The sequence below is a fragment of the Kluyvera sp. STS39-E genome (genome assembly GCF_040932435.1).
Lineage (GTDB): Bacteria > Pseudomonadota > Gammaproteobacteria > Enterobacterales > Enterobacteriaceae > Kluyvera.
Genome location: NZ_JBFQGA010000009.1, coordinates 183,885 through 202,278, shown reverse-complemented (window position 1 = coordinate 202,278; position 18,394 = coordinate 183,885). Strand labels below are relative to the sequence as shown.

Here is an 18,394-nt window from a genome sequence, read left to right as displayed (position 1 = left end):
GTTTGTAGGCCTGATAAGCGTAGCGCCATCAGGCGGGCCGAGCCGGAGTAAATACGGAATGAAGGGCGACAGCGATGTCGCCCTTTTTGTTTTCCGCTTTTGGCTGCTAGTGCGTTATTATCTTTAGACTTCTTTACATTTCACCGGGCAAAAATGTTTTTGTCTTTATATACTGAAGGTACGCCCATGTTACGGGTCTTCGTATATTTAACAGGGGGCAAGGGATGTTGCTTAATAAAAAAAATGGTCGTCGTTTGTCTGCTGTGAGTCTGTGCCTGACAATGACATTTGCTCCACTGTTGACTGCTTTTGCGGATGAACCCGAACTGGTTCCATCTGATAGCAGCGCACTGCCGGCAGAAGCTTCGCCGGTACTTCAGCATCCGGGGTCATCGTCGTCGGCGATGGCGAGCCTGCTGGGTAGCCAACCGCTGGCCTCCGAAACGGCCGCGGCGAGCCGCGCCGAAATCCAGTCTCTTCTGCCAGCCGGATACAAACCGGTCTATCTTAATCCCTTGGTGACGCTGTATTCCGCCCGCGGGATGAAACCCATGTGGGAAAACCGCGATGCGGTGCGTGCCTTCCAGCAACAGCTGGCTGAGGTGGCTATCGCCGGTTTCCAACCGCAGTTCACCCAATGGGTCGAGCTACTCACCAATCCAAATGTGAGCGGTATGGCCCGCGATGTTGTGCTATCCGACGCGCTGATGGGCTATCTCCACTTTATTAGCGGTATTCCGGTACAGGGCAATCGTTGGTTGTACAGCGATAAGCCTTACACGCTGGGTACGCCGCCGTTGTCGGTTATCAACCAGTGGCAGTTGGCGCTTGATAACGGCTCCTTGCCGCAGTTTATTACAGCTTTGGCACCGCAACACCCGCAGTATGCCGCGATGCATCAGTCGCTACTGGCGCTGACCGGGGATTCACGCCCATGGCCAAAATTGACCTCAACGGTTTCTTTACGTCCAGGGCAGTGGAGTAGCGATGTGCCAGCACTGCGCGAGATTTTGCAGCGCAACGGCGTGCTGGATAGCGGACCGGATATCGCGCTACCTGGTGACAATGTTGGCAAAACCAAGAAAGCGGGGCCGGCGGCCTACGATCCGAAGCTGGTGGCCGCGGTTAAGCGTTTCCAGACGGCGCAAGGTTTAGGCGCCGATGGCGTTATTGGTGCGTCAACCCGCGATTGGCTGAACGTCTCGTCTGCACAGCGAGCTGGCGTCTTGGCGCTGAATATTCAGCGTCTTCGTTTATTGCCAGGCAAAGTGTCCACCGGAATTATGGTGAATATCCCAGCTTACTCACTGGTCTATTATCTTAACGGCAGCGAAGCGCTGGCCTCACGGGTAATTGTCGGTCGTCCCGATCGTAAAACGCCGATGATGAGCAGCGCGCTGAATAACGTGGTGGTCAATCCGCCGTGGAACGTCCCGCCTACGCTGGCGCGTAATGATATTCTGCCGAAGCTGCGCAATGATCCCGGTTATCTGGAGCGGCATAACTACACCGTCCTTCGTGGCTGGAATAGTAAAGAGGCTATCGATCCGTGGCGCGTAGATTGGTCAACTATTACGGCGTCGAATCTGCCGTTCCGCTTCCAGCAGGCACCGGGCGAGCGCAACTCGTTAGGGCGTTATAAATTTAATATGCCGAGTTCAGATGCGATTTATCTGCACGATACGCCAAACCATAATTTGTTCCAGAAAGACGCCAGAGCATTAAGCTCAGGATGTGTGCGTGTAAATAAAGCCTCCGATTTGGCTAATATGTTGTTACAGGATGCAGGATGGAATGACGCGCGAATTTCTGATGCGCTGAAACAAGGGAATACACGCTATGTGAATATCCGCCAAAATATCCCGGTTAACCTCTATTATTTGACCGCCTTTGTTGGGTCTGATGGACAGACACAATATCGAACAGATATTTACAATTATGATGTTACTGCGCGATCCGGCGCACAAATTTTGCCAAAAGCGGAACAATTAATCAGATAAATGAAGCAGTTCAGGTAATGTGATTGTCGAATATAAAGCAATGAAGCCAGCCTCGAACGTCCAGGGCTGGCGGATCTGCGCTGCAGGCCGCCTTGACGCTGGCTTTGATGCCCGGTAAGGTGCTTAACGTGCGCCAGAAGTGCATATTTTTCGATCACATTTACTGACTGTAGACCTGATTATCATGGACAAATTTGACGCTAATCGCCGCAAATTGCTGGCGTTAGGTGGTGTTGCGCTTGGCGCGGCGGCCATCTTACCCACGCCTGCATTTGCCACCCTCTCGACCCCACGTCCGCGTATTTTAACGCTGAGTAACCTGCATACAGGTGAGTTGATAAAAGCCGAGTTTTTTGACGGCCGAGGCTATATTCAGGATGAATTAGCAAAACTGAACCATTTTTTCCGTGACTATCGCGCGAATAAAATAAAGAGCATCGATCCTTCATTGTTCGATCAACTCTATCGCCTTCAGGGACTATTAGGAACTAATAAGCCTGTGCAATTGATTTCTGGATATCGTTCTATTGATACCAATAATGAATTGCGCGCGCACAGTAGTGGGGTAGCGAAAAAGAGCTATCACACGAAAGGCCAGGCCATGGATTTCCACATTGAGGGTATTTCGTTAAGCAATGTACGCAAAGCTGCGTTATCTCTACGCGCAGGTGGTGTAGGATACTACCCACGTAGCAACTTTGTGCATATTGATACCGGGCCGTTACGGCACTGGTAACTCTACGCCCGGCAGTTCAGATTGATTAAAAGATCTGAACGGTGACGAGAATAACCCCTAAATAATTCGAGTTGCAGGAAGGCGGCAAGAGAGCGAATCCCTAGGAGCTTACTTTAGTAAGTGACTGGGGTGAGTGAGCGCAGCCAACGCACCTGCAACTTGAAGTATGACGGGGATAAACAGGAGCAGCATGAATTATCGAATCATTCCGGTTACTGCATTCGCGCAAAACTGTTCGTTGATCTGGTGTGAGCAAACCAAAATGGCGGCGCTGGTCGATCCAGGTGGTGATGCCGAAACCATCAAACAGCAGGTAGCAGACGCTGACGTGACGCTGCAGCAAATTTTGCTGACCCATGGTCATCTCGACCATGTGGGTGCGGCGGCGGAACTGGCACAACATTACGGTGTGCCGGTGATTGGGCCGGAAAAAGAGGATGAGTTCTGGTTGCAGGGGCTTCCTGCGCAAAGCCGGATGTTTGGCCTCGACGACTGTCAGCCGTTGACGCCGGACCGCTGGTTGAATGAAGGCGATACGGTGAGCGTCGGTAACGTTAAGCTACAGGTGCTTCACTGTCCCGGGCATACCCCTGGACACGTAGTCTTTTTTGACGACGCTGCGCGGTTGCTCATCTCTGGTGACGTGCTGTTCAAGGGCGGCGTCGGGCGCAGTGATTTCCCGCGTGGCGACCACGCGCAGTTGATTGACGCTATTAAGCGCAAATTGCTGCCGCTGGGCGATGACGTGAAGTTTATTGCCGGACATGGGCCGATGTCGACGCTGGGTCACGAGCGTTTGCACAACCCGTTCTTACAAGATGAACTTCCCGTTTGGTAAGAAATTAAAAAGGCCGCGAAAGCGGCCTTTTTTGTCACAGCAGTAACCAGAGTTACAGCACGGCGACGATGGCTTCGCACAGAGGAGCCATGTTGTCTGGCGTCATCCCGGCGACGTTAATACGACCCGAAGCAACAGCATACACCCCAAACTCTTCACGCAGACGCAGCACCTGTTCTTTGGTCAGGCCGCTGAAAGAGAACATGCCGTTTTGTTTGGTAATAAAGCTGAAGTCGCGGTTGGCACCTTTTTCCTGCAGCGTGTTCACAAACAGCAGACGCATGCGTTGAATACGCTGGCGCATATCGGTCAGCTCTTGTTCCCAGATAGCGCGCAGCGCGTCGTTACCAAGAATCGTTGCCACTACGGATGCACCGTGAGCCGGTGGGTTCGAGTAGTTTGCGCGGATAACGGCTTTCAGCTGGCTGAAGGCGCGATCGGCGGTATCAGTATCAGCGGTGACGAGGGTGCAAGCCCCAACACGTTCATTATAGAGGCCGAAGTTCTTCGAGTAGGAACTCGCGACAATCAGCTCTTTGTGCAGCGCGGCAAACGCACGCAGACCTTCCGCATCTTCTTCCAGACCGCGGGCGAAGCCCTGGTAGGCGAAGTCAAACAGCGGCAACCAGCCTTTTTCAAGAGACAGCGCAGCCAACTGCTGCCACTGCTCCAGCGTAGGATCGATACCGGTTGGGTTATGGCAGCAGCCGTGGAACAGAACCACGTCGCCTGCCTGAGCTTCATTCAGGCTTGCCAGCAGCGCATCGAAGTCCAGCGCGTGCTTTTCAGCGCTGTAGTAGTGATATTCACGTACTTCTAGACCGGCCGCGCCAAAAACGCTTTTGTGGTTCGGCCAGCTTGGGTTGCTGACCCAAATACGTTTCACGTCAGTGTTTTTGGCAATGAAATCCGCCGCGACGCGCAGTGCGCCAGTACCACCGGGGGTCTGCGCGGTGCGTGCGCGTTTATCGCTGACAATCGCGCTGCCTTTACCAAACAGCAGCTCCTGCGTGCAGCGACCGAATTCAGGGATACCATCAATACCGAGGTAATTTTTGGTGGTCTCATTTTCCAGCAGATACTGTTCAGCTTTCTTGACGCTGGTCAGAACCGGGGTCTTACCGGTTTCGTCTTTATAGACACCAATCCCGAGATTGATTTTTCCCGGGCGTTCGTCGGCGCGAAACAGATCGGCTAGGCCCAAAATTGGGTCGGCAGGGGCGGCTGTAATGTTCTCAAACATGACGAGGTTCCATTTATAAGTTCGGGGGAAATCCGCTATCAGGTTAACGGTAGATTTACAAAATGCCAACCGTTAGAGACTAAAAGCGCGAAGGTTTTCAAAAGTTACGATCTTCATCTTAGGAACGTAAAAAAGCAGGACCGAAGTCCTGCTTTTTAGGCATATAGCAGCGAGGGTCTGCTGATTAGAACTGGTATACGATACCAACTGCAGCCTGGTCGTCGGTCGCCAGACCGGACTCAGCGGAGTAAGCGTTGTCATCCAGCAGGTTGAACTTGTACGCAGCGTATACGTTCATGTTCTTGTTGAAGTAGTACCATGAACCCACTTCGATGTATTTAACCAGGTCAGCATCGCCGCCTTTGAAGTCGCCGCGAGCGATCAGATCTTTACCTTTGGACTGTACGTAGCCAATGGATGGACGCAGACCATTGTCGAACTGATACTGAACGACAGCTTCGATGTTCTGAGTTTTGTTCGCGAAGTTGTTGTCTGGCTCGCGAGTCATGTTCAGGGTTTCAGCATACATTACAGCAGCGTAGACGTTGTTCGCGTCGTATTTAGCAGCGGTAGACCATGCTTCAGCTTTGCTGCCGCCAGCGCTTGCCCAAGTGTGAGTCACGCCACCGAGTGTGGTGCTGCCAGGGTTAACCTGTGCGTTGGTGCGGTCAGCAACTTCATAACCAGCTGCCAGCGCGATACCGTTGCCGAAATCGTACTGTGCGGAGGTGCTGAAGCCGTCGCCGTTACCTTTCGCGCCGTTGCCGCCGTAACCAACATCTTTAACGGTACCGTCAGAGTTGAAGGTGGTGACAACTGGGTTGTTACGATCGTTTTTACCCTGATACTGCAGCGCGAAGCTCAGACCATCAACCAGGCCGAAGAAATCGCTGTTACGGTAGGTCAGCAGACCAGAAGAACGACCGTTCATGAAGTTGTCGGTTGCAGCCCAAGAATCGCCGCCCCATTCAACCAGCATATCGGTGTAAGCTGCTACGTCGTAGATGGCACCGTAGTTACGACCGTAGTCGATAGAACCGGCGTCACCAAATTTCAGGCCAGCGAATGCCAGACGGGTTTTGGTACCCTGGGAGCCTTCCGCGTTGGAAGCATCCATGTTGTATTCCCACTGACCGTAACCAACCAACTGGTCGTTGATCTGGGTTTCGCCTTTAAAGCCGATACGCGCATAAGTGGTATCTTCGTTGCTGGTGTCGCCGTTGGTGGTCCAAATGTGTTCACCAACTGCTTTACCGTAGAAGTCCAATTTGTTGGCATTTTTGTTGTAGATTTCTGCAGCATTAGCTGCGCCAGCTACCAGCAGAGCAGGGATAACCACTGCCAGGATATTACGCTTCATCATTATTTATTACCCTCATTAGGTTTTTTTTTATAGACACTCTCCACTTTCTTCAATTACTTCCGTCAATAAAAATTTACGGAACTATTGATGAGAGTTTGGTGTCTTTATGTGTCTGAGAGGCATCTTTCCATTCAAAACACTCTTTCGCTAGCCTGAAAATGCTACAAACATCGAGAATGAGTAAGCAAAAGAAATAATGTGTAAGAATTTGTGTATTTTAAGGAACTTTGTGAACTATCTCAAAATTCTGAGACATACGCGGATTAATTGAACACATCATTATCTATCAATATGAATTTCTTATGTTTTATTCGCATAACGCTTTTTCTTATCGCACTGAGCGGACGAGTTAACTTTTCCCTATGATATTTTTTAGCCATCTGGATAGCTGTGTTTTTGGCTAAATAATGTGCTAAGGCGTTAGCGGAATCTTAAGTGCAATAATTTTATGGCTGTTTTTTGTACGGATTGATTTCGAGAAATGTGATGTAACAAAGAGCAGGCGGCGGGGGCTTGAAGTTTAAGTTTGTTAAACTTAATAAAGATTTCTTTACATACTCTACTGAGCGTTAAAAAAAAGGCCAGCACGCTGGCTGGCCCTTGAGACAGAGATAACTTAGAAAGAGGCGTTACGTGGCGTTCTTGGGAAGGCGATCACATCGCGCACGTTCTGTACGCCAGTCACGTAGGCAATCAGACGTTCGAAGCCCAAACCGAAACCAGAGTGTGGAACGGTGCCATAACGACGCAGATCGCGGTACCACCAGTAGTCTTCTTTATTGAGACCCATTTCAGCCATGCGCGCATCCAAGACATCCAGACGCTCTTCACGCTGTGAACCACCGATGATTTCACCGATTCCTGGCGCCAGGACGTCCATAGCGGCAACGGTTTTGCCGTCGTCGTTCAGACGCATGTAGAACGCTTTGATCTCTTTCGGATAGTTCTTCATTACCACCGGGGCTTTGAAGTGCTCTTCAGCCAGGTAACGTTCATGTTCAGAAGAAAGATCCACGCCCCAGAACACTGGGTTTTCAAATTTCTTACCGCAGTTTTCCAGAATGGTGATCGCGTCGGTGTAGTCTACCTGCGCGAAATCGGCGGTCACGAAACGCTCCAGACGGTCGATCGCATCTTTATCAACGCGTTCGGCGAAGAACTTCATGTCGTCTGCGCGTTCTTCGAGCACGGCCTTGAAGACATATTTCAGCATCGCTTCTGCGAGAGCGGCGTTATCAGCCAGATCGGCAAACGCTACTTCTGGTTCCAGCATCCAGAATTCTGCCAGATGGCGGGTGGTGTTGGAGTTTTCGGCGCGGAAGGTTGGCCCGAAGGTGTAAATTTTAGACAGCGCACAAGCATAGGTTTCGCCGTTCAGTTGGCCGGATACGGTCAGGAACGCTTCTTTGCCAAAGAAATCTTTGTCGTAGTCTACTTTGCCCTGATCGTTGCGCGGCAGGTTTTCCATATCCAGCGTTGATACACGGAACATTTCGCCAGCGCCTTCGGTGTCTGAAGCCGTAATCAGCGGCGTAGAGACCCAGAAGAAACCTTGCTCATCGAAGAAGCGGTGCAGCGCCTGTGCCAGAGTGTGACGAACGCGAGCGACCGCGCCAATCAGGTTGGTACGTGGGCGCATATGCGCAACTTCACGTAAATACTCGATGCTGTGACGTTTTGCCGCCATCGGGTAGGTATCAGGATCTTCAACCCAACCGGTGACTTCTACGCTGGTGGCCTGAATTTCAAAACTCTGACCTTCGCCTTTGGAGGCGACAATCTTACCGGTGACAATAACGGAACAGCCGGTGGTCAGACGCAGCACTTCCTGATTGTAATTGGGCAGAGAATTATTAATAACGGCCTGTACAGGATCAAAGCAGGAACCGTCATAGACGGCAAGGAAGGAAAAGCCAGCTTTTGAATCTCGGCGAGTACGTACCCAGCCGCGCACGGTGACTTCTTGGTCCCCGGTGACACGGCCCTGGAGTACGTCGGCTACAGGCACAACGCTCATAATAGTCTCTCTATTCGTAGTCCAATAAAAAAATCGATTTCCCCATCACTGCGGGGGGATATCTATGTTACCTGTCATCTTCCATCAGACAAGCAGAATTCGCATTCGGGGAGGGTGTTTTCAGAAATAAATAAAGAAGAAGGGAGCCCGGTGGCTCCCTTTGATGATTAACTGGCCTTTTTAATCTGCGGGAGATCGAAGGCTTTACGTAAAGCGCGAACAAACGCTTTATCGTGGCAGATGGTTTTTCCCGGGCTATCGGAGAGTTTCGCGACCGGTTTGCCGTTGCACTCGACCAGCTTAATGACAATATTCAGCGGTTTGACCTGTGGAATATCGCAGGTTAAACGGGTGCCAATACCGAAGCTCAGATTAATGCGCGACGAGAAATGACGATATAAGTCGACAGCTTTTGCCAAATCAAGGTTATCGGAGAACACCAGCACTTTGGAATGCGGGTCGATACCCAGTTTCTGATAATGCTGAATTGCTTTCTCGCCCCACTCAAATGGATCACCTGAATCATGACGCAGACCCTGATAACGGGTGGCAAATTCAGGGCCAAAGTCGCGTAGGAAAGCATCCATGGTAATGCAATCGGTCAGAGCAATGCCAAGCTGGTCAGGATATTCCGTAAGCCAAGCGGCCAGCGCTGCCCGTTGGCTGGTCGCCAAGTCCGGACTAATTTGTTGATGCGCTTGGAACCATTCATGCGCCTGGGTGCCCATTGGTGTGAGCGTCAGGCGGCGCGCTAAATCGTAGTTACTGGTGCCGGTAAACCACGACTCCTGCTGCAGGCGGCTGACAATCGCCTCCTGAACGTCGCGGGAGAAACGACGGCGGGTGCCAAAGTCCATCAGCTTGAATGCGGACATATCGATGTCGGCGGTCATCTGATTAAACTCGACGAGCTTATGCTCGAGCATATCCAACGCTTGCGGCACGCCATGTTCCGGCGAGCGGTAATGGTGAACCAGTTCACTAATAACCGCCAGCAGGGGAACTTCCCACATGATCACTTCGCGCCACGGGCCCTCAAGGCGAATATTGAGTTTGCCATTGTCGTTGGTGACGGTGACCTGACGCGGGTCATAGCGGAAATCACGCAGCCAGGTCAGGTAATCTTGTTTAAAGAAAGGAAGTCCGGACAGCCAGTGATATTCGTCATCTTGCAGCGTAAGAGAACGCATGGCGTCGACTTGTTCGCGAATTGCATCAGCATAAATACCTAGCAGATCGTCTCCACGGCAGCGGAATTCAGCCGCTACGTTGACATCATAGTAGTGGTGGAAAACGGCCTGCTGCATATGCAGTTTGTAGGCATCGGTATCCAGCATCGAGAGCAGGATAGGGGAAGCGAATTGTGTCATGGTGCGCAGTAGCATCCTCTCACAGGAGCGTTTAGTACAATAAACAACAGGGGAGAATCGCTGGAGTATACCTTGTTTATCGATTTATTGAACCCCGATCACATCATAAGGCACGAAGCGCCACTCATGTGTTTTGTACAGCATGTTGCGTAAATGTATCATTTTTCGCTATTTGACTGGAAAAGATGAAGATTCTGCGTAGCGTGATTAACACAACAGGAATAGACTGGAGATGACATTTACATAAGATGCTAAAGGTTTTTTATGACACAACAGCCCCAAGCCAAGTACCGCCACGACTATCGTGCGCCGGACTACCTGATTAGTGATATTGACCTGGCCTTTGACCTGGATGCCGCAAAAACCGTCGTGACAGCGGAAAGCCAGGTTTCCCGCCACGCAGCGTCTGATGTGCCGCTCCGTTTAGATGGTGAAGACTTAACGCTGGTCTCCCTGCACGTTAACGGCGAGCCGTGGACTGACTATAAAGAAGAAGAAAGTCATCTGGTGATCTCCGGTTTGCCAGAGCGTTTCACTTTAAAGATCGTCAATGAAATTAGCCCTGCGGCAAATACCGCCTTAGAAGGCCTGTATCAGTCCGGTGAAGCGCTGTGTACTCAGTGTGAAGCAGAAGGTTTCCGTCATATCACCTGGTATCTTGACCGCCCAGATGTGCTGGCTCGCTTTACCACCAAAATCACTGCCGATAAAAACAAATATCCTTTCTTGCTTTCTAACGGTAACCGCATTGCCGAAGGCGAGTTGGATAACGGGCGCCACTGGGTGCAGTGGCAAGATCCATTCCCAAAACCGTGCTACCTGTTTGCCTTGGTCGCGGGCGACTTCGATGTACTGCGCGATACCTTCAAAACCCGCTCCGGGCGTGAAGTGGCGCTGGAGCTGTTTGTCGATCGAGGCAACCTCGATCGCGCGCCGTGGGCGATGACTTCGCTGCAAAACTCTATGAAATGGGACGAAGACCGTTTCGGTCTCGAATACGATCTCGACATCTATATGATCGTTGCCGTCGACTTCTTTAATATGGGGGCCATGGAGAATAAAGGGCTGAATGTCTTTAACTCTAAGTACGTGCTGGCGCGTACCGATACGGCAACCGATAAAGACTACCTTGATATCGAGCGCGTCATTGGCCACGAGTATTTCCATAACTGGACTGGTAACCGCGTCACCTGCCGCGACTGGTTCCAGCTAAGTCTCAAAGAGGGCTTAACGGTATTCCGCGATCAGGAGTTCAGCTCCGATCTGGGGTCCCGTGCGGTTAACCGCATCAGCAATGTGCGCACCATGCGTGGTCTGCAGTTTGCCGAAGATGCAAGCCCAATGGCGCACCCAATCCGTCCAGATAAAGTTATTGAAATGAATAACTTCTATACGCTGACGGTGTATGAGAAAGGGGCGGAGGTGATCCGCATGCTACACACCTTGCTGGGGGAAACGAACTTCCAGAAAGGGATGCAGCTTTATTTCGAGCGTCATGATGGCAGTGCGGCAACCTGCGATGATTTTGTTCAAGCGATGGAAGATGCTTCTAACGTCGATTTGTCCCATTTCCGCCGCTGGTATAGTCAGGCCGGTACGCCGATTGTTAGCGTTCACGACGACTACAACCCGGAAACCGAGCAGTACACGTTAACGATTCGCCAGCGCACCCCAGCGACGGCGGAGCAGGATGAAAAATATCCTCTGCACATTCCGTTCGATATCGAGCTGTACGATAACGAAGGCAAAGTGATCCCGCTGCAAAAAGACGGTCACCCGGTTCATCACGTGCTGAACGTGACGCAGGCTGAGCAAACGTTCGTCTTTGATAACGTCTATTTCCAGCCGGTACCGTCACTGCTGCGTGAATTCTCCGCGCCGGTGAAACTGGAATATAAATGGAGCGATCAGCAGCTAACGTTCCTGATGCGCCATGCGCGCAACGACTTCTCCCGTTGGGATGCGGCGCAAAGCCTGCTTGCTACCTATATCAAGCTGAACGTTGCCCGTCACCAGCAGGGCCAGCCGCTGTCGCTGCCGATTCACGTTGCTGACGCTTTCCGCGCTATCTTGCTTGATGAGACTATCGATCCCGCATTGGCTGCAGAAATTTTAACGCTGCCATCGGCAAGTGAAATCGCTGAGCTGTTTGAGATTATCGATCCTATTGCCATTGCGGCAGTGCGCGAAGCGCTGACCCGCACACTGGCAAGCGAACTGGCCGACGAATGTTTGGCAATCTACAACCTTAACAAACTGCATAGCTACCGCGTTGAGCATGCCGATATTGGCAAGCGCACCCTGCGCAACACCTGCCTACGTTATCTGGCGTTCGGTGATGCTGAATTGGCGGATAAACTGGTGAGCCAGCAGTATCACGAAGCCGACAATATGACCGATGCGCTCGCGGCCTTGTCTGCGGCCGTCGCAGCAGAATTACCGTGCCGTGATGCGTTGATGCAGGAGTATGACGATAAGTGGCATCAGGATGGTCTGGTGATGGACAAATGGTTGATTCTGCAAGCCACAAGTCCGGCGGATGATGCGCTGGTAACGGTGCGTAAGCTGCTGAATCACCGCTCGTTTAGCATGAACAACCCGAACCGCATTCGCTCGCTGATTGGCGCGTTTGCTGGCAGCAACCCTGCCGCATTCCACGCAGCGGACGGCAGCGGTTATCAGTTCTTGGTGGAAATGCTGACGGAACTGAACAGTCGTAACCCACAGGTCGCTTCCCGGTTGATTGAGCCGCTGATCCGCCTGAAACGTTACGATGCGAAACGTCAGGCGCTGATGCGTGCGGCACTTGAGCAGTTGAAAGGGCTGGAAAACCTGTCAGGCGATCTGTACGAGAAGATTGCGAAAGCCCTTGCGTAACATCATTGTAGCTCGGCCGGGCTACAATCAATGAAGTACAAAATTAAACGCCGCTAGGTTATCACCTGCGGCGTTTTTTTTATCAAACATGTTCAGCCTGTCGCGATTCGCCAAGCGTAGGAACCTGTATATCCCGCCGATGCAACGCCTGCCAGAAGGTTTCCAGTGCACCATCGAGGCGCTTGTGCAAATTCTGACTAAACTGCGGTTTATGCTGATAGTCGGTGACTTGGCTATCGTCGGCAAAAACACCCTGTAATATTTCTTGCGCCTTCAGCGCGTTCAGCACCGGCTTTAAGGCGTAATCGACCGCCAGCATATGGGCAACCGTTCCGCCGGTCGCAAGCGGCAGCACGACTTTTCCTTCCAGCGCACGTTCCGGCAGCAGATCAAGCAACGCTTTCAGCGCCCCCGCGAACGATGCCTTATAGACCGGCGTGGCGATAATCAAGCCGTCGGCATGGGCCAGTTGCTCGGTTAAGGCTAGCAGGGCGGGGCTGTCAAAACGGGCGTAAAACAGATCTTCTGGCGAAAAATTTTGCAGATGCCAGTGGAACACTTCAACGTCCGCAGCCGACAGTTTATCTCGTGCATATTCCAGCAGCGCGCTGGAGCGAGAAGGAAAGCGGGGGCTGCCTGCTAAGGTAATGACGCGCATACTCTCTCCTTATAACTAAAAATAAACATTATTCTAGAATTGATAACATTTGCGTCAGTGTGTCAGAGGTAGTAAGGGGGGCGAAATATTTTTTCTGACGTTGTTTAATCAGAAAATGCATATGGCCTTGCGTTGGGGCGTCGGAGAGAAGAAAACGTTTGCGTTTTTTTTGCCGTAGGTCAATTCCCTTTCTTAGCAAGAAAGTACATAATACGCCCCCGGTTTGCACACCGGGAATCCAGGAGAGTTCATGTACTATCCCTTCGTTCGTAAAGCACTTTTTCAGCTCAATCCAGAGCGCGCTCATGAATTAACGTTTCAACAATTACGCCGTATTACCGGAACGCCGCTGGAAGCTTTAGTGCGCCAGAAGCTGCCGGAAAAACCGGTCACCTGTATGGGACTGACGTTTAAAAATCCACTGGGTCTGGCTGCGGGTCTGGATAAAGATGGCGAATGCATTGATGCCTTAGGGGCAATGGGATTCGGTTCGATCGAGATCGGTACCGTGACGCCGCGTCCGCAGCCGGGTAACGATAAGCCGCGCCTGTTCCGCTTGGTCGATGCAGAAGGGTTGATCAACCGCATGGGCTTCAATAACCACGGTGTTGATAACCTAGTAGAGAACGTTAAAAAAGCCCATTTCGACGGTATTCTGGGAATTAATATTGGAAAGAATAAAGATACCCCAGTCGAACATGGTAAAGATGACTATCTGATTTGTATGGAAAAAATCTACGCCTATGCGGGTTATATCGCAATTAACATCTCATCGCCAAATACCCCAGGCCTGCGTACGCTGCAATATGGCGAAGCACTAGATGATTTACTTTCCGGTATTAAAAATAAACAATCGGAGCTTCAGGAAAAGCATCATAAATATGTTCCTGTGGCCGTAAAGATCGCCCCGGATCTTTCTCATGAAGAGTTGATCCAAGTAGCCGACAGTTTAGTTCGCCATAATATCGATGGGGTAATTGCAACCAATACCACATTAGATCGTTCCCTGGTTCAGGGGATGAAACATTGTGATGAAATGGGTGGATTAAGCGGTCGTCCATTGCAATTAAAAAGCACCGAGATTATTCGCATGCTGTCGGCAGAATTAAAAGGCCAGCTTCCTATTATTGGCGTCGGTGGGATTGACTCTGTGATTGCGGCTCGCGAGAAGATTGCGGCTGGGGCATCGCTGGTGCAGATCTATTCTGGCTTTATTTTTAAAGGCCCGCCGCTGATTAAAGAAATCATCACGCATATCTAGTCTTTTTCTCTGTAATGTGAACCAGGGCTTTATTTCCAGCCCTGGTTGCTTTATATTTCCTCATTGTTGCTTATTTAAACATATTGGTCTTTTATTATTAAGACAATGTCGCGTAACGCAGCACAAGAACAAGCAAAGCAATGGACGCGAAATGATGGGGGAGAAAAATGCGAATTAAACCTGATGATAACTGGCGTTGGTATTATGATGAAGAGCACGATCGAATGATGCTCGATTTAGCCAATGGTATGTTATTTCGCTCGCGTTTTGCCCGCCGAATGTTAACGCCTGATGCTTTTGACCCTACCGGTTTTTGCGTCGATGATGCAGCGCTCTATTTCTCTTTTGAGGAAAAATGCCGCGACTTGACGCTGTCGAAAGAACACCGCGCCGAGCTTATCTTAAATGCGCTGGTGGCGATTCGCTTCCTGAAACCGCAAATGCCAAAAAGCTGGCATTTCCGCGCGCACCAAGATTGCTGGTCACCGGTAACCGGTGATGCGGCCTGTGTTTGGTTGAGCGATGACGACAGTCAGGTGAATCTGCTGGTGGTTGAACCTGGTGAAAACGCTGCGTTATGTCTGCTCGCGCAGCCCGGCTTGACGCTGGCTGGCCGGACGATGCAGCTTGGCGATCCGATTAAAGTCATGAATGACAGGCTGCAACCTCAGCCAAGACTGGACGGTTACAACCTAGAACAAGCGGTCTAAAGCGTTAGTTTCAGCGCGGTTTTAGGCACGCAACTGCAGCTTAAAATGGTGCCATCGTCTCGAATTGCGCTTTTTTTCAGCGGGCTCACCTCTCCCTCAAGTAGCGTTACTCGGCAGCTTCCGCACAGTCCGGCGCGGCAGGAGTAAGGCACGCGAATGCCTTGTTGCTCAAGCTGCTCCAGCAAAATCTGCTGATTATTGCCGCTGAAAGTTTTCCCCTCCCAGTCAATGTCGACCAGCGCATCCTTTGCCGTCGGCGTGGCTAACGCATCGTCGCTTTTCCCCACGCTGTAGGCTTTCGCCGGACCGGTGGCTAATATTTCCACCTCGTCGCCAACGCGGATCACCCCGCTATTGCGGGCAATTAGGTTTTGGCCGAAATCAACATCGCCGCTTGCAGGGTCAGTACGAAATGATTGTAGGGTACTCAGTGGCTCACCGCTCGGATGCTTTTGCCCCTTTTCTGGGCTAATCGTAGTAAAGACGCATCGGCTACACGGTTTTACAACATCGAACACCACCTCGCCAATGCGAATGGTTTTCCAACCATCTTCTGCCCAAGGCTCTACGCCAGTGACCACCAGATTGGGGCGAAACTGCTCCATGCGCACGCTTGCCGGACAGCGCTGTTGGACATCGCGCAGTGAGGCTTCGTTAGTCAGCAAATAAGGGAAACCGTCAGCAAAAGAGAGCGGCACCGCGTCATGGCGTTTTACGCGACGGGTTGGGTTCGCGCCTAGCCAGCGTAGCTGAACCTCACGCTTAAAGAACGGAGAAAGCCACTGATTGATAGCGTCCGGGGCAATACGCGAGGTAAAATGGTTGCCCCACACTTCGGTCGGTGAAGACTGCCCGCCGAAATCAGCAAAACGCACCAGTGCGCTGCTGCCGTCGGGAGCGGTGAGATGAAGACCATCGTGCAGGACGGCAGGGGTGAAGCGCACCATCGCCGGAAACTGACGGGCGGTAATAAAGGTGCCATCAGGTTCGGTAACCATAAAAATGCGGTCAAATGCGAATCCGCTAATATCAGCATACGCATGCGTGAGCCCGATACCCCGCATAGACTTCACCGGATGAATAAAAAGCCGCGATAATGTAGCCACAATGCTGTCCCTGAATCGAAATTAGCCTTTAACTTTATGACATGGGCTGCAGATTGGCTATAATGCGCAACAATTTTCTGCGAGTAAAAGTGACGATATGAATTCTCTGTTTGCCAGTACGGCCCGTGGGCTGGAAGAACTGTTAAAAACTGAACTGGAAGGTCTTGGCGCACAAGAGTGCCAGATTACCCAGGGTGGCGTCCATTTCCAGGGCGATACGCAGCTTCTGTACAAAAGCCTGATGTGGAGTCGCCTGGCGTCGCGCATTATGCTGCCGCTGGGAGAATGTAGCGTCTGGAGCGATCTCGATCTTTATCTTGGCGTACAGGCTATCGACTGGACATCCATCTTTACCCCAGATGCCACCTTTGCGGTGAGCTTTGGCGGGTTGAATGACAGTATCCGTAACAGCCAGTACGGTGCGTTGAAGGTCAAAGACGCTATCGTTGATGCCTTTACACGCAAAAACCTGCCACGTCCGAACGTCGATCGTGACAATCCGGATCTGCGTATTAACGTCCGCCTGAACAAAGAAACTGCCTATATCTCGCTGGATTTGAGCGGCGAAGGCCTGCATTTGCGTGGCTATCGCGGTAGCACCGGTATGGCTCCTATCAAAGAAAACCTCGCCGCGGCGGTTGTCATGCGCTCTGGTTGGGTGCCGGGTACGCCGATGCTCGATCCGATGTGTGGTTCCGGTACGCTGCTGATTGAAGCCGCGATGTGGGCCACCGACCGCGCACCTGGGCTGCACCGTAGCCACTGGGGCTTTGGCGGCTGGGCACAGCACGACGAAGCGGTTTGGCAGTCGGTCAAGGCCGATGCGCAGACCCGCGCACGTGCAGGACTTGCCGCTTATGAATCTCGCTTCTTTGGCTCTGACGTCGACAGCCGTGTGGTTGAATTGGCGCGTAGCAACGCCCGCCGTGCCGGTATTGGCGAGCTGATTACCTTTGAAGTGAAAGATGTTGCGCAGCTTAGCAATCCGCTGCCAAAAGGCCCTTACGGTACCGTTATCAGTAACCCGCCATATGGTGAGCGTCTGGAAAGCGAACCGGCGCTGATTGCGCTTCACAGCCTGCTCGGTCGCCACATGAAAAACCTGTTTGGCGGTTGGAATCTGTCACTGTTTAGCGCCTCTCCTGAGCTGTTAAGCTGCCTGCAGCTTCGTGCCGAGCGGCAGTTTAAAGCAAAAAATGGCCCGCTGGACTGCGTGCAGAAGAACTATCATCTGACGGAAAGCACCGGTGAAGCACCGGCTTCACTGGCAGAAGATTTCGCTAACCGTCTGCGCAAAAACCTGAAGAAATACCAGAAGTGGGCGAAGCAGGAAGGTATCGAATGCTACCGTCTGTATGACGCCGATCTCCCGGAATATAACGTTGCCGTTGACCGTTACGCCGATTGGGTTGTGGTGCAGGAATATGCGCCACCGAAAACCGTTGACCCTAATAAAGCACGTCAGCGTCTGTTTGATATTATTGCCGCGACGATTTCCGTATTGGGCATTGCGCCAAACAAACTGGTGTTGAAAACGCGTGAGCGTCAGAAGGGCAAAAATCAGTATCAGAAGATGAATGAGAAGGGCGACTTTATGGAGGTGAGCGAATATAACGCCCGCCTGTGGGTCAACCTGACCGATTATCTGGATACCGGCCTGTTCCTCGATCACCGTATTGCCCGTCGCCTGCTGGGCCAGATGAGCAAGGGTAAAGACTTCCTCAACCTGTTCGCGTATACCGGCAGCGCCACCGTTCATGCTGGTCTGGGCGGCGCGCGTTCCACCACCACCGTCGATATGTCACGCACCTATCTGGAGTGGGCAGAACGCAACCTGCGGTTGAACGGTTTAACCGGTCGTCCACATCGCCTGATGCAGGCTGATGTGCTGTCATGGCTGCGTGATACCGATGAACAATTCGACGTTATTTTTATCGATCCGCCTACCTTCTCGAACTCTAAGCGTATGGAAGATGCGTTTGACGTTCAGCGCGATCACCTGCGCTTGATGACGGATCTAAAACGCCTGCTGCGTAAAGGCGGCACCATTATGTTCTCCAACAACAAACGCGGTTTCCGTATGGACCACGACGGCTTGGCAGAACTGGGACTGAAAGCACAAGATATTACCCAAAAAACGCAGTCACCAGATTTCGCCCGTAACCGTCAGATCCACAACTGCTGGCTGATTACCGCAGCCTGAAAGGAATAAAGA

The 18,394-nt window shown here is 51.7% G+C and carries 13 protein-coding genes; 7 read left to right on the top strand and 6 right to left on the bottom strand.

Annotated elements, in window-relative coordinates:
- Positions 1-224: 224 nt before the first annotated feature.
- The 3 genes from ldtD (at position 225) to AB4K05_RS19880 (ending at position 3,574) form a co-directional block, all read left to right on the top strand.
- A complete protein-coding gene (ldtD, locus tag AB4K05_RS19890) occupies positions 225-2,000 on the top strand; it encodes a L,D-transpeptidase (protein WP_368481593.1) in 1,776 nt (591 codons plus the stop codon).
- A 184-nt stretch (positions 2,001-2,184) separates the two neighbouring features.
- A complete protein-coding gene (locus AB4K05_RS19885) occupies positions 2,185-2,736 on the top strand; it encodes a DUF882 domain-containing protein (RefSeq protein WP_368481592.1) in 552 nt (183 codons plus the stop codon).
- Positions 2,737-2,926: 190 nt separating this feature from the next.
- Complete coding sequence (locus AB4K05_RS19880) at positions 2,927-3,574, top strand: MBL fold metallo-hydrolase (RefSeq protein ID WP_368481591.1); 648 nt, start codon at positions 2,927-2,929, stop codon at positions 3,572-3,574.
- Between the two features lie 52 nt (positions 3,575-3,626).
- Here AB4K05_RS19880 and AB4K05_RS19875 read toward each other — a convergent pair whose 3' ends face one another.
- The 4 genes from AB4K05_RS19875 to pncB form a co-directional block, all read right to left on the bottom strand.
- On the bottom strand, positions 3,627-4,817 hold the full coding sequence (locus AB4K05_RS19875; protein ID WP_368481590.1) for an amino acid aminotransferase: 1,191 nt from the start codon (positions 4,815-4,817) through the stop codon (positions 3,627-3,629).
- Positions 4,818-5,001: 184 nt separating this feature from the next.
- On the bottom strand, positions 5,002-6,180 hold the full coding sequence (locus AB4K05_RS19870) for a porin (RefSeq protein ID WP_368481589.1): 1,179 nt from the start codon (positions 6,178-6,180) through the stop codon (positions 5,002-5,004).
- Positions 6,181-6,796: 616 nt separating this feature from the next.
- Positions 6,797-8,197 (bottom strand): asparagine--tRNA ligase, encoded by a 1,401-nt coding sequence (gene asnS, locus AB4K05_RS19865; RefSeq protein WP_368481588.1) that lies wholly within the window; start codon positions 8,195-8,197, stop codon positions 6,797-6,799.
- A 167-nt stretch (positions 8,198-8,364) separates the two neighbouring features.
- A complete protein-coding gene (pncB, locus tag AB4K05_RS19860) occupies positions 8,365-9,567 on the bottom strand; it encodes a nicotinate phosphoribosyltransferase (RefSeq protein WP_368481587.1) in 1,203 nt (400 codons plus the stop codon).
- Positions 9,568-9,831: 264 nt separating this feature from the next.
- Here pncB and pepN point away from each other — a divergent pair, with 264 nt between their 5' ends.
- Entirely contained in the window at positions 9,832-12,444 is a 2,613-nt protein-coding gene (gene pepN / locus AB4K05_RS19855) for an aminopeptidase N (RefSeq protein ID WP_368481586.1), read from the top strand.
- Between the two features lie 82 nt (positions 12,445-12,526).
- Here pepN and ssuE read toward each other — a convergent pair whose 3' ends face one another.
- Positions 12,527-13,102 carry an NADPH-dependent FMN reductase gene (gene ssuE, locus AB4K05_RS19850; protein ID WP_368481585.1) on the bottom strand — a complete coding sequence of 192 codons (576 nt, stop codon included), beginning with the start codon at positions 13,100-13,102 and terminating at the stop codon, positions 12,527-12,529.
- Between the two features lie 250 nt (positions 13,103-13,352).
- Here ssuE and pyrD point away from each other — a divergent pair, with 250 nt between their 5' ends.
- Both pyrD and zapC read left to right on the top strand, forming a co-directional pair.
- Entirely contained in the window at positions 13,353-14,363 is a 1,011-nt protein-coding gene (gene pyrD, locus AB4K05_RS19845; protein ID WP_368481629.1) for a quinone-dependent dihydroorotate dehydrogenase, read from the top strand.
- Between the two features lie 167 nt (positions 14,364-14,530).
- Entirely contained in the window at positions 14,531-15,073 is a 543-nt protein-coding gene (zapC, locus tag AB4K05_RS19840; RefSeq protein ID WP_368481584.1) for a cell division protein ZapC, read from the top strand.
- On the opposite strand, the gene AB4K05_RS19835 is transcribed toward zapC, so the two are convergent.
- The gene (locus tag AB4K05_RS19835; RefSeq protein WP_368481583.1) at positions 15,070-16,179 is read right to left on the bottom strand and encodes a YcbX family protein; all 1,110 of its coding nucleotides are present in this window, start codon (positions 16,177-16,179) and stop codon (positions 15,070-15,072) included. The two genes, zapC and AB4K05_RS19835, sit on opposite strands and share 4 nt — an antisense overlap.
- Positions 16,180-16,276: 97 nt before the next feature.
- On the opposite strand from AB4K05_RS19835, the gene rlmKL reads away from it, so the two are divergent.
- Entirely contained in the window at positions 16,277-18,382 is a 2,106-nt protein-coding gene (gene rlmKL / locus AB4K05_RS19830; RefSeq protein ID WP_368481582.1) for a bifunctional 23S rRNA (guanine(2069)-N(7))-methyltransferase RlmK/23S rRNA (guanine(2445)-N(2))-methyltransferase RlmL, read from the top strand.
- Positions 18,383-18,394 lie beyond the last annotated feature (12 nt).